General features: G+C 71.2%; 18 protein-coding genes and 3 pseudogenes. 17 read left to right on the top strand and 4 right to left on the bottom strand.

The window, feature by feature from the left end; translation table 11 throughout:
- From CR470_RS40755 to dhaK, 3 genes and pseudogenes are all read right to left on the bottom strand, one after another.
- Window positions 1-168 (bottom strand): annotated as a pseudogene (locus tag CR470_RS40755) (PTS fructose transporter subunit IIA); the annotation flags it as partial.
- Entirely contained in the window at window positions 165-773 is a 609-nt protein-coding gene (gene dhaL, locus CR470_RS25690) for a dihydroxyacetone kinase subunit DhaL (RefSeq protein ID WP_097869908.1), read from the bottom strand. The gene dhaL and the pseudogene CR470_RS40755, both read right to left, overlap by 4 nt.
- Before the next feature lie 103 nt (window positions 774-876).
- A complete protein-coding gene (gene dhaK, locus CR470_RS25685; RefSeq protein ID WP_097869907.1) occupies window positions 877-1,869 on the bottom strand; it encodes a dihydroxyacetone kinase subunit DhaK in 993 nt (330 codons plus the stop codon).
- A 653-nt stretch (window positions 1,870-2,522) separates the two neighbouring features.
- Between dhaK and CR470_RS25680 the strand changes: the two are divergent.
- The 16 genes and pseudogenes from CR470_RS25680 (at window position 2,523) to CR470_RS25600 (ending at window position 15,760) form a co-directional block, all read left to right on the top strand.
- Window positions 2,523-5,298, top strand: a pseudogene (locus tag CR470_RS25680) (PQQ-dependent sugar dehydrogenase).
- Window positions 5,299-5,554: 256 nt separating this feature from the next.
- Window positions 5,555-6,583 (top strand): non-homologous end joining protein Ku, encoded by a 1,029-nt coding sequence (ku, locus tag CR470_RS25675; RefSeq protein ID WP_097869906.1) that lies wholly within the window; start codon window positions 5,555-5,557, stop codon window positions 6,581-6,583.
- Window positions 6,584-6,603: 20 nt separating this feature from the next.
- The gene (gene ligD, locus CR470_RS25670; RefSeq protein WP_097869905.1) at window positions 6,604-7,566 is read left to right on the top strand and encodes a non-homologous end-joining DNA ligase; all 963 of its coding nucleotides are present in this window, start codon (window positions 6,604-6,606) and stop codon (window positions 7,564-7,566) included.
- A 154-nt stretch (window positions 7,567-7,720) separates the two neighbouring features.
- Entirely contained in the window at window positions 7,721-8,701 is a 981-nt protein-coding gene (locus tag CR470_RS25665; protein WP_097869904.1) for a TIGR03557 family F420-dependent LLM class oxidoreductase, read from the top strand.
- Between the two features lie 26 nt (window positions 8,702-8,727).
- Complete coding sequence (locus CR470_RS25660) at window positions 8,728-9,129, top strand: VOC family protein (protein WP_097869903.1); 402 nt, start codon at window positions 8,728-8,730, stop codon at window positions 9,127-9,129.
- 448 nt (window positions 9,130-9,577) lie between these two features.
- Window positions 9,578-9,877, top strand: coding sequence for a gas vesicle protein GvpO (locus CR470_RS25655; RefSeq protein ID WP_097869902.1), 300 nt, complete (start codon window positions 9,578-9,580; stop codon window positions 9,875-9,877).
- 45 nt (window positions 9,878-9,922) lie between these two features.
- On the top strand, window positions 9,923-10,360 hold the full coding sequence (locus tag CR470_RS25650; protein ID WP_097869901.1) for a gas vesicle structural protein GvpA: 438 nt from the start codon (window positions 9,923-9,925) through the stop codon (window positions 10,358-10,360).
- 2 nt (window positions 10,361-10,362) lie between these two features.
- Window positions 10,363-11,073, top strand: coding sequence for a GvpL/GvpF family gas vesicle protein (locus CR470_RS25645; RefSeq protein WP_097869900.1), 711 nt, complete (start codon window positions 10,363-10,365; stop codon window positions 11,071-11,073).
- Window positions 11,074-11,126: 53 nt separating this feature from the next.
- The gene (locus CR470_RS25640) at window positions 11,127-11,384 is read left to right on the top strand and encodes a gas vesicle protein GvpG (RefSeq protein ID WP_097869899.1); all 258 of its coding nucleotides are present in this window, start codon (window positions 11,127-11,129) and stop codon (window positions 11,382-11,384) included.
- A gap of 57 nt (window positions 11,385-11,441) precedes the next feature.
- Window positions 11,442-12,032 (top strand): hypothetical protein, encoded by a 591-nt coding sequence (locus tag CR470_RS25635; RefSeq protein ID WP_097869898.1) that lies wholly within the window; start codon window positions 11,442-11,444, stop codon window positions 12,030-12,032.
- A complete protein-coding gene (locus CR470_RS25630; RefSeq protein WP_097869897.1) occupies window positions 12,025-13,077 on the top strand; it encodes an SRPBCC family protein in 1,053 nt (350 codons plus the stop codon). Before CR470_RS25635 ends, CR470_RS25630 begins: the two co-directional genes overlap by 8 nt.
- 53 nt (window positions 13,078-13,130) lie before the next feature.
- Window positions 13,131-13,562, top strand: coding sequence for a gas vesicle protein (locus CR470_RS25625; protein WP_097869896.1), 432 nt, complete (start codon window positions 13,131-13,133; stop codon window positions 13,560-13,562).
- Complete coding sequence (locus tag CR470_RS25620) at window positions 13,559-14,413, top strand: GvpL/GvpF family gas vesicle protein (RefSeq protein WP_097869895.1); 855 nt, start codon at window positions 13,559-13,561, stop codon at window positions 14,411-14,413. The genes CR470_RS25625 and CR470_RS25620 overlap by 4 nt, the downstream gene beginning before the upstream one ends.
- Window positions 14,410-14,622 carry a gas vesicle protein gene (locus CR470_RS25615; protein ID WP_097869894.1) on the top strand — a complete coding sequence of 71 codons (213 nt, stop codon included), beginning with the start codon at window positions 14,410-14,412 and terminating at the stop codon, window positions 14,620-14,622. Before CR470_RS25620 ends, CR470_RS25615 begins: the two co-directional genes overlap by 4 nt.
- A 61-nt stretch (window positions 14,623-14,683) precedes the next feature.
- Window positions 14,684-15,094 (top strand): gas vesicle protein K, encoded by a 411-nt coding sequence (locus tag CR470_RS25610; protein WP_097869893.1) that lies wholly within the window; start codon window positions 14,684-14,686, stop codon window positions 15,092-15,094.
- Window positions 15,095-15,532: 438 nt separating this feature from the next.
- Complete coding sequence (locus CR470_RS25600) at window positions 15,533-15,760, top strand: hypothetical protein (RefSeq protein WP_257138918.1); 228 nt, start codon at window positions 15,533-15,535, stop codon at window positions 15,758-15,760.
- Window positions 15,761-15,952: 192 nt separating this feature from the next.
- Here CR470_RS25600 and CR470_RS25595 read toward each other — a convergent pair.
- Window positions 15,953-16,144, bottom strand: a pseudogene (locus tag CR470_RS25595) (aminotransferase class III-fold pyridoxal phosphate-dependent enzyme); the annotation flags it as partial.
- 606 nt (window positions 16,145-16,750) lie between these two features.
- On the opposite strand from CR470_RS25595, the gene CR470_RS25585 reads away from it, so the two are divergent.
- Window positions 16,751-17,194 (top strand): hypothetical protein, encoded by a 444-nt coding sequence (locus CR470_RS25585; RefSeq protein WP_143663868.1) that lies wholly within the window; start codon window positions 16,751-16,753, stop codon window positions 17,192-17,194.
- Window positions 17,195-17,198 lie beyond the last annotated feature (4 nt).

The following is a 17,198-nucleotide window of genomic DNA, read 5'->3' as shown; positions in this document are numbered from 1 at the left end:
GTGTATAAGAGACAGCGTCCCGAGCCCGCCGCCCGGCAGCCCGCCGGCCGGGGCCACCGGCGCGGTCACCCCTCCGGCTGCGAGGCCCCGGGCCAGCTCGGCGACCGAATCGGCGACCGCACCGCTGTGGGAGACCAGCACGATGCCCACCTGCCGCTCGCCGCTCACGCGCCCGCTCCGTCCGCCGTCGCCGCCAGGGCCTCGACGAGCAGCGCCGCCGAGGTCGCGCCCGGGTCCTGATGCCCGATGCTGCGCTCGCCGAGATAGCTGGCCCGGCCCTTGCGCGCCTGCAACGGCACCGTCGCCCCGGCGCCCGCACGAGCCGCCTTCGCGGCGCCGTCGAACGAGGTGGCGAGGGCCTCCGCCGCGGGCAGCAGCGCGTCGAGCATCGTCTTGTCCCCGGCCTGGGCGCCGCCCAGCTGCCCGACCGCGGCGACCCCGGCCGCGAACGCCTGGGCGAGCTGGTCCTGTGTCACCTCGCCGTCGTCCCCGAGAGCCTTGCCCGTACGGCGCAGCAGTGTCCCGTACAGCGGTCCGGACGCCCCACCGACGGTGGAGATGAGCTGGCGCCCGGCCAGGGTGAGCACAGCACCGGGGGTGGCGGGGGCGTCCTTCTCCAGCACCGCCGTCACCGCCGTGAAGCCCCGCTGGAGGTTACTGCCGTGATCGGCGTCCCCGATCGCCGAGTCCAGCTCGGTCAGATGGTTCGCCTCGCGCTCCACGGACGCCGCGGCAGCGGCCATCCAGCGGCGGAAGAAGTCGGTGTCGAGCACATGATCTCCTGTTCCTCGGTCCCACCCGGACCGATCGTCCCGGCGGCACGGGCTGTACGGCCGCCCCCCGGGGTCCCGCACGGTCACGGAACCCGGTCGGGGCTCAGCAGCCCCAGCGGAGCGCGGCCGTCCGCACGGGCGCGTCCCACAGGCGCAGCAGCTCCTCGTCGACCTGGCACAGCGTCACCGAACAGCCTGCCATGTCGAGCGACGTCACGTAGTTCCCCACGAGCGTACGGGCCACCGGGACACCCCGCTCGGACAGGACCCGATGGACCTCGGCATGGAATCCGTACAGCTCCAGCAGCGGTGTCGCCCCCATGCCGTTCACCAGCGCGAGCACCGGACCGGTGGGGCGCAGATCCTCCAGCACCGCGTTCACGGCGAAGTCGGCGATCTCCCCGGACGTCATCATGGGGCGCCGCTCACGCCCCGGTTCCCCGTGGATGCCGATGCCCAACTCCAGTTCCCCGGCGGGCAGATCGAAGGTGGGGCTGCCCTTGGCCGGAGTGGTGACGGCGCCGAGCGCCACCCCGAAGCTGCGCGAGGCCCCGTTCACCTGCCGCGCGACGGCGGCGACCCGCTCCAGCGGAGCGCCCTCGTCCGCCAGGGCTCCGGCGATCTTCTCGACGAACAGCGTCGCTCCCGTACCGCGCCGTCCGGCGGTGAACGTACTGTCGCTCACGGCCACGTCGTCGTCCACCACCACCTGGGCGACCTGGATCCCCTCGTCGGCGGCGAGCTCGGCGGCCATCTCGAAGTTGAGCACGTCACCGGTGTAGTTCTTGACGACGAACAGCACACCCGCCCCGCTGTCGACGGCTGCCGCCGCCCGCAGCATCTGGTCCGGCACGGGGGAGGTGAACACCTCCCCGGGACAGGCGGCCGACAGCATCCCGGGACCGACGAACCCGGCGTGCAGCGGCTCGTGCCCGGAACCGCCGCCGGAGACGAGGCCCACCTTTCCCGCCACGGGCGCGTCCCGCCGCACGACGACCCGGTTCTCCACATCGACGGTCAGCTCGGGATGCGCGGCCGCGATGCCCCGCAGAGCATCGGCGACCACGGTCTCGGGAACGTTGATGAGCATTTTCACGTCTGTCTCCTTCTGGGCCTGGCAAAGGGGGCTTCGGTCTGCGTTTTTCCTGGTCGGGAGAGGTGCGCTCCGTTGTTGATCCTGGCGGGCCGTGGCGGTCCATCGCGCCTCGCGGGGGTGCTGATGCTGACCACTCGCTGAGCTTCCCGGTCGTTCGTCACCTACCCGGGGAGGGGGTTTCGATCATGCGGGAAGGATCTCGGGTTCACCGTACGCTGCTGCTCGCGTGCTGGGTTCGACGCCATCTCCGGGTGTCGCGCCAAACCTTCGGCCGGCCTCGGTGGTGTGCCGTGCGTTGACCGGCCGGCCCCGTGCCGGGGGCGAGGGGGTGCTCCCCTGCGGAGCGATCTGAGCCGCGCCCGATAGTGCCGGTTTTGGGTGAGGCACACGCCCATGGGATCCAGAAGTCCCCGTGGTGGAAAGGGAGTTGGCGGAGCCGAATGGGAGGCGGGCACTTTGTCCCCCCAGAGAATAAAGTTCCGGCCTGTGTCGTCAAAGGGGTTTCTGGTTGGTGAAAAAGCCATTACCTTCCTGACCTGTACCGGACAACAAAGACGTGTGCCTCCCTCCCTCCAGGGCGCCCACGTCCCCCCGGCGCGACGGCGCGCGCCTGTGCCCAGACCCTCAGCCCCGTTGACCCACGGAGGATGCGCGTGCACAGGAGACTCACCCGGCCCCTCGCGGCGCTCGCCAGCGCTCTGCTCGCCGCCGCGGGCGCCCTCACCTTCCAGCAGAGCTCAGCCGAAGCCGCCCCCGCGGCACCGGAGTTCCAACAGGTCACCCTCGCCAAGGGGGTGGCCGAGACCGGCGAGCCGATGACGCTCGCCGTCCTGCCCGACCGGTCCGTCCTGCACACCTCGCGGGACGGCACCCTGCGCCGCACCGACGCCGCCGGCACCACCAAGGTCGCCGGCAAGCTGGACGTCTACTCGCACGACGAGGAGGGACTGCAAGGCGTCGGAGTCGACCCCGCCTTCACCACCAACCGCTTCGTCTACCTCTACTACGCCCCGAAGCTGAACACCCCCGCCGGAGACGCCCCCGCGACCGGCTCGGCCGCCGACTTCGCCCCCTTCGACGGGGTCAACCGGCTCTCCCGATTCGTCCTCAGGACGGACGGCACCCTGGACACCGCCAGCGAGAAGCGGGTCCTGGACGTCCCCGCCAGCCGAGGCCTGTGCTGCCACGTCGGCGGCGACATCGACTTCGACGCGCAGGGCAACCTGTACCTCTCCACCGGCGACGACAGCAACCCCTTCGCGTCCGACGGCTACACCCCCATCGACGAGCGGGCGAACCGCAACCCCGCCTACGACGCCCAGCGTTCGTCGGGCAACACCAACGACCTGCGCGGCAAGGTGCTCCGGATCAAGGTCAACGCCGACGGAGGCTACTCCATACCGGCGGGCAACCTCTTCGCCCCCGGCACCGCGAAGACCCGGCCCGAGATCTACGCCATGGGATTCCGCAACCCCTTCCGGATGACCGTCGACAAGCCCACCGGCACGGTCTACCTCGGCGACTACGGCCCCGACGCGGGTACCGCGAGTGCCACCCGCGGCCCCGCCGGACAGGTCGAGTTCAACCGGATCACCCAGGCCGGCAACTACGGCTGGCCCTACTGCACCGGCAGGAACAACGCCTACGTCGACTACGACTTCGCCAACTCGACGTCCGGATCCGCCTTCTCCTGTTCGGCGCCGAGGAACACCTCGCCGAACAACACCGGCCTGACCGACCTTCCCGCGGCTCAGCCCGCCTGGGTCCCGTACGACGGTGGCTCGGTCCCGGAGTTCGGCAGCGGCTCCGAGTCCCCCATGGGAGGCCCGGTCTACCGCTACGACGCGGCCTCGACCTCCCCGGTCAAGTTCCCCGAGAGCTTCGACGGGGACTTCTTCGCGGGCGAGTTCGGCCGCAAGTGGATCAAGCGCATCGAGCAGGCCGGCGACGGCACCGTGCAGTCCATCAACACTTTCCCCTGGCAGGGCACCCAGGTCATGGACATGGCCTTCGGACCCGACGGCGCGCTGTACGTGCTCGACTACGGCACCGGCTACTTCAACGGGGACGCGAACAGCGCGGTCTACCGCATCGAGAACGTGTCCGGCGGGCGCTCCCCGCTCGCCGAGGCCAAGGCCGATCGCACCTCCGGCCAGGCCCCGCTCGCCGTGCGGTTCTCCTCGGCGGGAACCTCCGACCCCGACGGCGATCCCCTGACCTACGCCTGGAAGTTCGGTGACGGCGGTACGTCGACGTCGCCCGACCCCACGCACACCTACACGGCCAACGGCCAGTACACCGCGGAGCTGACCGTCTCCGACAGCACCGGCCTGACCGCCACGGCCTCCGTCGCCGTGACCGTAGGCAACACCGCACCCACCGTGAAGCTGGACCTGCCCGCCGACGGCCGCATCATCGACCCGGGCGCCGCGGTTCCGTTCAAGGTGACCGTCACCGACCCGGAGGACGGCACCATCGACTGCTCGAAGGTCAAGGTCACCTTCATCATCGGTCACGACAGCCATGGCCACCCGCAGACGTCGGCCACCGGTTGCTCCGGAACCGTACAGACCATCGCCGACGGCGAGCACGACCCCAACGCCAATATCTTCGGCGTCTGGGACGCCGAGTACACCGACAAGGGCGCCGGCGGGCAGCCCGCCCTGACCACGCACGACGAGCACATCAGCCAGCCCAGCCACCGCCAGGCCGAGCACTACGGCGGCTCCGCCGGCGTGACGGTCGTCGACCACGCCGCGGCCCGGGGCGGCAAGACCGTGGGCAACATCGAGAACGGCGACTGGATCTCCTTCACGCCCTACGCCCTCGACAACGCCACCAAGCTGACCGCCCGCGTCTCCTCCGCCGGAGCCGGCGGCACGCTGGAGGTGCGCGCCGGATCACCCACCGGCGCCCTGCTCGGCTCCGCGGCCGTCCCCGTCACCGGAGGCTGGGAGACCTTCCAGGACGTCTCCACGAACCTGACCAACCGCCCGGCCGGCACCACCACGCTCCACCTCGTCTTCAAGGGCGGCGGCGGAGCCCTCTTCGACGTGGACGAGTTCACCGTCACCACCTCTGGCTCGACGGGGCCGAGGGAGGGTGCTGTCACCGGTATCGGTGGCAAGTGTGTGGACGTGGCCGGTGGCGCGTCGGCGGACGGGACGCAGATCCAGCTGTTCACGTGCAATCAGTCGGCTGCTCAGAAGTGGACGGTCGGCACGGACAGCACGTTGCGGGCGCTCGGCAAGTGCATGGATGTCAGCGGTGCCGGTACGGCGAACGGGACCAGGATCCAGCTGTACGGGTGCAATGACACCGGGCGGCAAGTGCCTCGACGCCGAGGGCGTCTCCTCGGCCGACCGCACCAAGCTGCACCTGTGGACCTGCGGGACCGGCGCCAACCAGAAGTGGATCCTGCCCGGCTGAGTGACCCCTTGACACCGTCATCGGCGCGGAGGGCGACGGTGACGGGACCGGCCGCCTCCACCGGGCCGGTGACGGCGGCGGGGCACGACGCCGAAGCGCCCCGCCGCCGTCCTTCGTGATCACCGTCGTCGCACGAGGCACGAAGCCCGTCGCAGACACCTGACAAATGGCGCGGATGCATGAATGGTGCTGAGAATGTGGTGGGGGTTCGAGAACCCGCACGGCAACCCAGCCCGCAGCGGGCATGGAGGTAGGCATGCCGAGGCCTTTGTGGACCGGTGCGATCAGCTTCGGCCTGGTCACCATCCCGGTGAAGGTCGTCTCCGCGACCCAGGACCACTCGATCCACTTCCGCCAGGTCCACCTGGAGGACCTCGGGCGCGTGCGCACCCGGAAGGTCTGCGAGCTGGACGGCGAAGCACTGTCGCAGGACGAGATCGGCAAGGGCTACGAGCTCTCCAAGGAGCAGACGGTTCCGATCACGGACGAGGAACTGGACCGGATTCCGCTGCCCACCGCGAAAGCCATCGAGATCGTCGCCTTCGTGGACGCCGACAGCGTCGATCCGATCCGGATCAGCGACTCCTACTACCTCGCGATCGACGGCAAGGTCGCCGAGAAGCCCTACACACTGCTGCGCCGGGCGCTGGAACGCTCGGACAAGGTGGCCGTCGCGAAGTTCGCCTGGCACAACCGCGAGCGGCTGGGGCTGCTGCGGGTCAGGGAAGGGGCGATCGTGCTGCACTCGATGCGCTGGCCGGACGAGATCCGCAGCCCCGAGTCCCTGGCCCCGCGGCAGGTGGAGCTGGACGACGACGAGATCGAGCGGGCCGTCCAGCTGACCGACACCATGGCTCTGGACGGCATCACCGGGTTCCGGGACACCTACCGGGACGCCCTGGAGGAACTGCTCACGGCGAAGTCGGAGGGCAAGGAGCTTCCGGAGCCCGCCGAGGGCGAGGAGCCGGAGGAGGGCAAGGTCGTGGACCTGATGGCCGCGCTGAACGCGTCGGTCGAGGCGGCGAAGGAGAGCCGCGGGGAGGACGGGGGAGGGGAGGCCACGGTGCACGAGATGCGGCCACGGAAGAAGACCGCGTCGAAGAAGGCCGCCCCGTCCGGAAGGACGACCACCGGCCGTAGGACGGGCGCGTCGAAGAAGACCACCGGCCAGAAGGCGGGCGCCAGGAAGACGAGCGGGGCGAAGAAGACAGCCGCGGCGAAGAAGACGACGGCGAAGAAGACGACCGGCGCCCAGCGCACGGCGAGGAAACGGAGCGCCTCCTGACCGAGAGCCGGGACGGTTCCGTGGTACGTCTGCCCCGCATCGCGCCGATGCTCGCGACCCCCGGGCGGCTGCCCCCGCCCTCGGAGGACACCGCGTACGCGTACGAGGTGAAGCAGGACGGTCAGCGGTGCGTGATCTACCTGCCCGGTGACGGTTCGGTACAGCTGCGCTCCCGGTCCGGCGCCGACATCACCCCCGCCTACCCCGAGCTCGCGAGCCTGGGACCGGTGCTGGGCTCCCGCCCCGCCGTGCTGGACGGGGAGATCGTCGCCCTCGACGACGAGGGGCGCGGCGACTTCCAGCGGCTGCAGCCCCGGATGGGACTCGCCGGTTCCCGGGCCAGGGCGGCCCGTATGGCCGCGAAGACGCCCGTGCACCTGATGCTTTTCGACGTCGTGTTCCTCGACACGAGCCGGCTCACCCGCACCCCGTACTCCGAACGCCGCGCCGTCCTGGAATCCCTGGACCTGGGCGGACCCGCGTGGTCGACCCCGGCGGCGGTCGTCGGGCACGGTCAGCAGGCTCTGGAGATGACGCGGACCGCCGGCTTCGAGGGCCTCGTCGCCAAGCGGCGCACCTCCCTCTACGAGCCGGGCGTCCGCTCCCGGGCGTGGATCAAGATCCGGCACGTGCGGACCGAGGACATCGTCGTCGGCGGCTGGCTGCCCGGCCACGGCCGCCTCACCTCCCTGCCCGGCGCCCTCCTCATGGGCCGGCCGGACCCCGGCGGGAGACTCCGCTACGTCGGCGGCGTCGGCACCGGCTGGAGCGACGCCGAACGCACCACCCTCGCAGCCCTCCTCCACGCCGCGGCGACCGACACCTGCCCGTTCACCGAGCGGCCCGCGGTGACCGGGGCCCGGTGGGTGGAGCCCCGGCTGGTCGGAGAGGTCCGCTACACGACCCGCACCAGGGCCGGACGCCTGCGCCAGCCCTCCTGGCACCGCCTGCGCCCCGACCTCACACCCGATGACCTCCACTGAGTCGCGGACGGATGCCCGTCCTCCGTGGAGCAAACGCCGTACGGACTCCTCCACCGGCCCCCCCACGCCGAGGGCGGCAAGCGTTACGCGCGGAGATCCGGGGGTACCTCTATGCGGACAAAGCGGCCATGGCGCATGCGGAACGAGGAATCACATGCAGGTGGGATACAAGCTGGCGGCGGAGGCTTTCGGCCCGGCGGAGCTGGTCAGGCAGGCCGTGCTCGCCGAGGAGGCGGGCTTCGACTTCGTGGAGATCAGCGATCACTACCACCCCTGGCTCGACAACCAGGGGCATTCGCCATTCGCCTGGACGGTGCTGGGAAGCATCGCGGCCAGGACGTCACGGATCGGTCTGGCGACCGGGGTGACGTGCCCCACCGTGCGCTACCACCCCGCCGTCATCGCTCAGGCGGCGGCGACGCTCGCCCTGCTCGCGGAGGGCCGCTTCGTCCTGGGCGTCGGCTCGGGGGAGCGGCTCAACGAACACGTCGTCGGCCCCGGCTTCCCCGACGCGGTCAGCACCCGCCACGAAATGCTCACGGAAGCCCTGGAGATCATCCGACTGCTGTGGAGCGGGGGCTATCAGTCCTACGAGGGGAAGCATCTGCGGCTGCGGGACGCCCGGGTCTTCGACCTCCCCGACAAGCTGCCCCTGATCGCGGTGGCGGCCAGCGGCCGGGAGTCGACCCGCATCGCCGCCGAGCTGGGCGACGGCCTGTTCGCCACGGAGGACAAGCCGAGCATCGTCCGCCACTACCGTGACGCCGGCGGCACCGGCCCGTGCTACGGGGAGGTCCCGATGGCCTGGGCGCCGGACGCGCACACCGCCGCGCGCGCCGCTCTGGAGACTTCGCGGTGGGCGCTGACCGGGTGGAAGGTGATGAGTGAGCTGCCCAATCCGGTCAACTTCGATGCCGCGACCACCACCGTGCGCGAGGAGGACATCCTGGAAAGGTTCGCCTGCGGGGCGGACCCCGGACGGTACGTCGAGGTGGCCCAGCAGTTCGTCGACGCGGGCTTCGACAGGCTGGTCATGCAGAACGCGGGCCCCGACCCCGACGGCTTCATCGACTTCTACCGGCGTGAACTCGACGGGCGCCTCCGACAGCTCAAGCCGGACAGCACGCGGGTCTGAAGGGGCGCCTTGTTACGCTCGGCCGCATGTTGAGACTCGGAATGCCTGTCGTCGGTGTCACGGACATCCCGCGAGCCGTGGCCTTCTGGACCGCGGCGTTGGACCTGGTCGACAGTCAGGAGCGGGCGAGCGAAACGTGGCGAACGCTCGAACACGCCGACGGCTCCGGCCGGGCACTCGGCCTGCTGCGCAGCGACTCCCCGGCCGAGCCGCACCCCCGTACCCACCTGGACCTGTTCACGGATTCGGCCGAGGAACAGCAGAGGGAGGTCCGGCGACTGCTCGGTCTCGGCGCGCAGAGCGTCGACTGGGACCTCTACCCGCCCGAGCCGGACTTCGTTGTCCTGGCCGACCCGGACGGCAACATCTTCTGCGTCGTGGACCTGAGCCGCGCTCCCAGTGGCGGGAGCCGAACGGCGACGACCTGACCGGATTCGCCGGAAGGACGACCTGACCGGCCGGGCGGGGGCGCGCGTACCCGACCCCGCGGCGGCCATGCCGACGCCGAGCGTTCACAGGACGCCGCCGTGCTGACGGCCGCGCGGGACGAGGCGCCCAGCAGGCCGACCGCCGCGGCCGAGGACCGGAGCGCTGACGAGTCCGCAGATGTGCATGTCCGGCCCCTCCGTGGCCGACGTGTCCGCCGTTCGTACCCAGGGGATCGATGCGGACCCCGGTCGGTACACGAGGCACACCGGCTCTTCACGACACCGCCGAATTCGCCGCCGCACAGGGGAATCCGGCGTCATCCGAGGCGCGCATCGCCACCATCGGCCACATCATTCGTGCATACGTCCGGAGCGCAGGGGCAGGCGAATGTCAGCCATGGACGACGGAGGCCGATTGCCAGCGGCCATCCCCGGCGACAGGTGAAGGATGAGCACCGAGAAGAAGACCGATGAAGAGCACGACGGAAAGCGCGTCGATGTTCCTACCGCCATGCGGCAGGCCTCCGCGCAGCTCACGGAATTGCTCCAGTGTGAGCCGGGTTCCGTTTCCGCGATGAAGGCCACCGAGGACGGCTGGTCGGCGGACGTGGAAGTGGTCGAGCTGGAAAGAGTGCCGGACACCATGAGCGTGATGGCCTCCTACCGGGTTCAACTCGACCCGAGCGGAACGCTGCTGTCCTACGAGCGACTGCACCGCTATGCCAGGGGCCAGATCGATCGGCGCTGAAATTCCGTCGTCAGACGTAATAAGGATCACCGAAAGGAGTTCCCCATGACACTCGTTCAGCAGAGCAATGCGACGTCCGGTGGGAGCGGCGGTTCGGGAAATCTCTACGACGTTCTTGAACTCATACTCGACCGCGGCCTGGTCATCGACGCATTCGTCCGCGTCTCCCTGGTCGGTATCGAGATTCTCAAAATCGACGTCCGGGTGGTGGTCGCAAGTGTCGACACCTATCTGCGATTCGCCGAAGCCTGCAACCGGCTCGATCTCGAGTCCGGACGCAAGGCGCCGAGTCAGCTCACCGACCTGGTCGGCGACATGACGGAGAACGGCGCCAAGGGCAAGTCCAAAGGCGCACTGAGCGGCGCCGTCGAGGCGGTCAGCGAGTCCTTGCAGGGCAAGCGCGAGGAGCCCGAGGAGGAGCCGCGCAAGCGGCCGGCCCGCAAGTCGACATCCAGCCGCCAGGCCCAGCGAGGGGAGGAGTGACGGTGCCCACCTACATCTACGCCATCACCGGCGCCGACCACCCGCTGCCCCTGAACGGCCTGCACGGCGTGGGCGATCCGCCCTCCACGCTGCGCACGCTGCACACCGACCAACTGGCCGCCGTGGTCAGCGACGCGCCTTCCGGACTCCGCGCCAAGCGACGTGACGTGATGGCCCATCAGGGCGTGCTGGAATCCCTCATGGCGGGGGGTGCGACCCTGCCCATGCGGTTCGGTCTGGTGGGCCCCGGCGACGACGAGGTCACCGCCGCCCTGGACCGGGAGGCCGACGCGTACCGGGATCGGCTGGCGGAGCTGGACGGCCGGGTCGAGTACAACCTCAAGGCAGGCCGCGACGAGGACGACCTCCTGCGGGAGATCATGTCCGACTCCCCCGACCTTCGGGAACTCAATGAACGGACGCGCGCCGGGGGCGGCCACGACGACCGGGTCGCCCTGGGAGAGCTGGTGGCCCGCGAGGTGACCGCCCGTCACCAGCGGGAGGCGGAGGACGTCGCCGCCCGGCTGGCGGACGTCGCCGTCCGCAGCTCGCACGCGGAGCCGGCCCCGCAGCAGTTCCTCAACCTGTCCTTCCTCGTGCCCCGTGCGGAGACCGACGCCTTCGTGGCCGCGGTCCGACGCGAGGCGGAGCAGCGAGGCGACGTATACACGTTCACCCTGACCGGCCCGCTGCCGCCCTACAGCTTCGTCTGAACGCCGGAGCCCGGGCCCGTCCGGCCCCCGGGAGCGGAGGTGATCTGTCCGCCATGGGCCTCATCAGCAGCATCCTGACCCTGCCGTTGGCCCCCGTACGCGGGACGGTCTGGGTCCTCGACCAGGTCGTCCAGGCCGCAGAGGACGAGTACTACGACCCCGAGCCGGTACGCGCCCGGCTCGCCCGGTTGGAACAGGACCTGGTCAACGGCCTCATCGACGCCGAGGAGTTCGACCGGCGAGAGGACGAACTCCTCGACCGGCTCGACGAGATCGAGGAGTACCGCGACAGCACACGGCACGCGCCGTGACCATCAACCACGACACACGACCCACGTGACCGGGGGGAGAGCAGAGGTGCATCGCAGATGACGAAGAACGCCAAGATAGGCGCGGCTCTGGTGGGGGGATACCTGCTGGGGCGTACCAAGAAGGCCAAACTCGCCCTGGGGCTCGGGATGTTCCTCCTCGGCAAGAAGATCGACCTCGACCCGCGGCAGATCGGCAGGTTGCTGGCCGACTCACCGGTCCTGGGCTCTCTCAACGACCAGGTGCGCAAGGAGTTGGTCGACGCCACCAGGACGGCGGCCACCAAGGCCGTCACGCAGCGGGCCGGCAGCCTGGCCGACTCCCTGCAGCAGCGCACACAGGCGCTGGGGGCCGGTCCCGGGGCCGACGAGGAGGAGCTGGACGAGGACGACGAGCCCAGGGCGGCCGCCGACGACGAAGCCGAGGCGGACCGGGACGAGGACACGGACGGGGGCGGGGACGGGAAGCGCGCTCCCCGAAAGACCGCCGCCGCCTCCGAATCCGCGCCCGCTTCCAGGAACCGGTCCTCGTCCGGCCGCAGCCGGTCCGGGAGCGGGGGCAAGTCCGCCCCCGCCCGCAAGCGCGGCGGAACGGCCCGGAAGGCCGCGGCCTCCGGCGCCCGCAAGACCCGGGGAGGCGACGATGCCTGACTCCGCACTCGGCGGCATCAAGGACGACGTGGTCAGGAGCCCGGCCACCGACCGCCTCAAGGACGAACTGCGGAACTACCTGCGGGCCCGTGCCGAACACGCGGTGACCCAGCTGGGACACCGGCTCGGTGACTCGGTGTCCCAGCTGGCGGAGCCGGGCGGCGGGGGCGGCGCCCTCAAGAGCCTGGCCAAGGGCGGCCAAGCCCTCGGCGATGGCACGTCACCCGGTCAGGCCGCCCTGAGCGCGGGCGCCTCGCATCTCAAGGACACCGTCAAGGACAAGGTCAAGGGATTGTTCGGCAAGGGACGCGCGTCCGGTGGGGGCAAGTCCAAGAGCGTCGTCATCGTCGAGGACATCGACGTCGGCGTGCCGGTCCGCGAGGCGTACGATCAGTGGACCCAGTTCCAGGAGTTCAGCTCGTTCGCCAAGGGCGTCGTGAGCGTGGAGCAGACGGACGACACCACCAGCAACTGGAAGGTGAAGGTCGCCAAGTCGACCCGCAGCTGGAAGGCGAACGTCACCGAGCAGGTGCCCGACGAACGCATCTCCTGGACCACCGAAGGAGCCAAGGGCACCGTCAAGGGTGTGGTCACCTTCCACGCGATCACCGACGGTCTCACCCGTGTCCTCCTGGTCCTCGAATACTTCCCCAAGGGGCTGTTCGAGAAGACCGGCAACATCTGGCGCGCCCAGGGCCGCCGCGCGCGGCTCGACCTCAAGCTCTACCGCAAGTTCATCATGATGCGCGGCGAGGCGACCGACAGCTGGCGGGGCGAGATCCGAGACGGAGAAGTCGTCGTCGGCCACGACGAAGCGCTCGACGAGGAGGAGGTGCGGAACGACGAGGGTGCCGAGTCCGATGACGGCGCGCCCGACGATGCGTACGAGGACGAGCATCCCCACGATGAGGACGACGGCCCCGCGTACGACGACGAAGAGCCGCAGGACGAGGAGTTCGTCGACGACGAGGACGAGGAAGGCGACGAGGAAGACGACGAGGACGCCGTGCCGGTGGACGAGTCGGAGCAGCCCGCCATCCGGTGACCGGGCCCGCGCACAGAGCCGCACCGAGACCCCACGGAAAGGCGTGAGACACCGTGTCCGATTCACTCGCCGGCCGTCTGCCGGCCCCGCCCCGAGGGACCGGCCCGGCATACGGGCAGCAGGGCTCGTCGGCCAATCTCGCCGACATCCTGGAAAGGGTGCTGGACAAGGGCATCGTCATCGCCGGTGACATCCAGATCAATCTCCTCGACATCGAGCTGCTCACCATCAAGCTCCGCCTGCTCGTCGCCTCGGTCGACAAGGCCAAGGAGATGGGCATCGACTGGTGGGAGCACGATCCCTCGCTCTCCTCACGGGCCCGCCCCGTGCGTGAGACCGGGGCAGGCCCCGGGCGGGACGCGCTGGCCGACGAGAACGAGCGACTGCGTGCCGAACTGGCCCAGCTGCGGTCGGCGGTCGGAACCCCGGGCTCCGGGGCGGCCGGAGACCGGGCCGCCCCGGCGGAACAGGAGGAGGAACGATGAACACCGGACCGAACCCACTCGTCCGCGTTCCGGGTGAGGGCGCCGGGGAGATGAGTTACGTCTACGCCGTCGGCCGTCAGGGTCCGGCCCTGGACGGGCTCGCCACCCGGCTGCCGGGCGTGGACGGCCGCCCCCTGCGCCCCGTCGACGGAGGGGGGCTGTGCGCACTCGTCTCCCCCGTACCGGCCGACACGTTCGGCGAGCAGGGTCTCACCGCGCAGATGGAGGACCTGGACCGGCTCGAAGCGGTGGCCCGCGCCCACCACGCGGTGGTGGACGCCGCGTTCGCGGAGACCTCCGTCCTGCCGATGCGGCTGGCCACGGTCTATTTGGACGACGCCCGGGTGGCCGACATGCTGGTCCGGCAACGCAGCGAGTTCCAGGAGCTGTTGGGCCGCCTGGAGGGGCACGTCGAACTGGGGGTGAAGGTCTACGCCGATCCCCGCACCGCCGCCGTGCCGGCACAGCCCGCCGCGCCGCCGGCGGGGGCCGGAGCGGGCCGCGCCTATCTGCGCAGGCGCCAGGCGCAGCAGCGCGACAGCCAGGACGTCTACCGGGCGGCATCCGACGTGGCCGCCCGTGCCGCGCGGTTGGCGGAGACGGTGGCTGCCTCACGGGCGGTGCACCGCCCGCAGCAGGGGCAGCTCGCCTCCCGGCCCGGGGTGAACGTGGCCAACGAGGCCTGCCTCGTACCCCGGGAGCACCTGGAGCGGCTCCGCCGGGAACTCTCCATACTGGCCGACGACGTCCCCGGGGTCTCGATCGAGGTGACCGGGCCGTGGGCGCCCTACTCGTTCGCCACCGCCGTGGTGGCGGAGGGCGCGGGCGCGGACGGCGGTGGTCCGCGGTGAGCACGGACACCATCGGCGGCGTTCTCGGCCAGACCGAGCCCCGGGGAGGTCCGCCCGTCGCGCTGATCGACCTCCTGGACCGCCTGCTGAACGGCGGGGCCGTACTCACCGGAGACCTCGTCCTGTCCATCGCCGACGTGGATCTCGTCCACATCAACCTTCGAGCGGTGATCCGGTCGATCACCGGTGAGGAGCCGGGGCCGTGGTGAGGCCGACCTCAGGGTTCGCACCCGAGCCGAGCACGCCGACGGCCAGGAGGAGGTGGACGGGATGACCGAAGGCGACCGTGCGGGAGACGCGGAGGGCACGCCCGCCGCGGCGGCCGAAGAGGTGGCACGCGCCGCGGCCCGGGCGTTCGGGCTCAGCCCCGCGCAACCGGACGACCGCGGCCCCTCGGCGGCGGCCCAGCGACTGCACACCGACCCGGACACCGTGGAGCGGGATCTCATCAAGCTGGTGCTCACCATCGTCGAGCTGCTCCGCCAGCTCATGGAGCGCACGGCGATCCACCGCGTCGACCGGGGCGATCTGAGCGAGCCCCAGGAGGAGCGGATCGGCATGACGCTGATGATCCTGCACGAACGCATGACGGAGCTGTGCGACCGCTACGACCTGACGATGGACGACCTCAATCTCGACCTCGGGCCGCTCGGCTCACTGCTGCCGCACAACGGAGCATGAGCGGGCAGAGCCCAGGTTTCATCGCATCACCCAAGGCAAGGAGGAGGCCATGACCACTGACGACAAGGACGCGAAGAACTCGACCCCGAACAAGGGCAGGACCACCACCGCCGACAAGCCGGCATCGGCCCGCAAGACGGCCGGAACCACGGCCGAGCGGGCCGGCAAGCGGGCCGACGCGACGGCCGACGAGGCGCTGTCCGCGACCGAGAGCGCCAAGGCCGCAGCCGGGAGCGCCAAGGCCGCGGCGGGGAGCGCCAAGGACTCAGCCTCGGACGGCGCCCGGGCGGCCGGTGAGACCACCCGCCGCGTCGGCCGCGCCGCTGCCGCCGGTCTCCAGAGCGGGCAGCACGCCGTGACCGCCAACGCGGCGAAGGCCGCGAGCGCGGCCACCACGGCCTGGACCGTCCTCAAGCACCTGTCTCTTATACACATNATGTGTATAAGAGACAGCTCCAGAGCGGGCAGCACGCCGTGACCGCCAACGCGGCGAAGGCCGCGAGCGCGGCCACCACGGCCTGGACCGTCCTCAAGCACCGTAAGGCGGTCGCCGCCGGGGCCGCGGCAGGGGTGGCCGGTGTCGCCGGGGCGGCGTTCGCCATCGGCCGTTCGACCGCCAGGCCCCCGACGGGCCCGCTGACCAGGCTGGCGCGCGGGCGGATCTGACCGCGGCACGGAGAACGCCGGGCCCGGCACGGGCCAGGACGTGGGGCGGGGCCGGAGAGGATTCTCCGGCCCCGCCCCACGTGCGGACCACGGCGCTCTCCCTCACGTGCGGGCACACCTGTGGCCTCGCCGGCCGGCCCGGTGGCCGTTCCCCGGCTCAGCGGACGGCCACCAGGACGCGGGCCACGGGGCCGCGTCGGCGACCAGCTTCTCGTCGCGGATGACGTCGAGGGTCGCGAGGGCGGCCGAGCAGGCGACGGCGTTCCCGCCGTACATACCGACGTGGGAGCCGGGGCGGGCGGGGCTCATCAGGCCGGCGCGTGCGGCGATCGCCGAGAGGGGAAAGCCGCTCGCCAGGCCCTTGGCCGTCACGAGGATGCCGGGGTCGCGCGACGTCGACGGCGTGCGGAAACGGCGCGACCGCGACGCCCGGCATCAATGGGCAGGCGCGGGCCCGGAAGCCGGAGCCGGCCGTGGATCAGCCGGCCCGCCTCGACGCCCCGGTGACCGGACCGCCTTGTCCAGCCCACCAGTTCGTCGTGGGCGACCTGGTGAGGGGTCTCGCCATGGTGGGCCCCGGGGGGCCGCGTCCGCGTACAGGGCCAGAGCCGCGATCCCCGCGGCCACGTAACTGAAGGCGAACGTCGCCCCCTCCAGGCGTGGGGCGGCGCCGGCGGCCTCCGTACCCCCGTCGTGGTTGGTGCGCTCCAGCTCCTCCGGCGGAGCGGCCGGGCGGACGTCGGCGGCGGCGTGGACCACGGCCTGGGCGTCCCGGGCGAGAGCACGCCCGGCCGTGGCCTCGGTGACCGTGTCGCCGCCCCGAGTGTGCCCCCTGCCCGGCGCGCCCCTCCCTCAAGTGCCTGGCTTGAATTATTCGAACGTTCGAGCGAATATCGCAGGGTGTGGACAGGTCAGCAGGTAGTCGAGGAGCGAGGCGCAGGAGCCGGTGCGGTGGCGTCGCCACTTTCCGGCCTGCTGCCGGGAGGAGGCATGCGCCCTGGTACCGCGGTGGGTACGGGTGGGGATCTGCCCCTGCTGCTGGCGCTGGCCGCTCTGGCGGCAGCGGATTCGGTGGCATGGGCGGCGGTGGGAGTGCCGGAGCTGGGCGGGCTGGCGGCGGCGCAGGCAGGTCTGGATCTGGCCACCGGCCTGGTGGTGAGCGATCCGGGGCCGCGCGCGGCCCCGGTGCTCGCCGTGCTGCTGGAGTCGGTGCCGGTGGTGCTCGTCGGCGCCTCGGTACGGGTGCCGGAGCGGGCGGTACGGCGGCTGCGGGCGGTGATGCGGCGCAGCGGCGCGGTGCTGCTGGCGGCGGGCCGGTGGCCGGGAGCGGACGTGCAGCTCCGGGTGGCGCCGGTGGGCTGGGCAGGGGTGGGCCGGGGGCACGGGCTGTTGCGTGGCCGCCGGGTGACGGCTGTCTCTTATACACATCTCTGATGGC

The organism is Streptomyces sp. rh34 (genome assembly GCF_002551245.1).
Taxonomy (GTDB): domain Bacteria; phylum Actinomycetota; class Actinomycetes; order Streptomycetales; family Streptomycetaceae; genus Streptomyces.
This window is presented reverse-complemented; position numbering and strand designations above follow the sequence as displayed.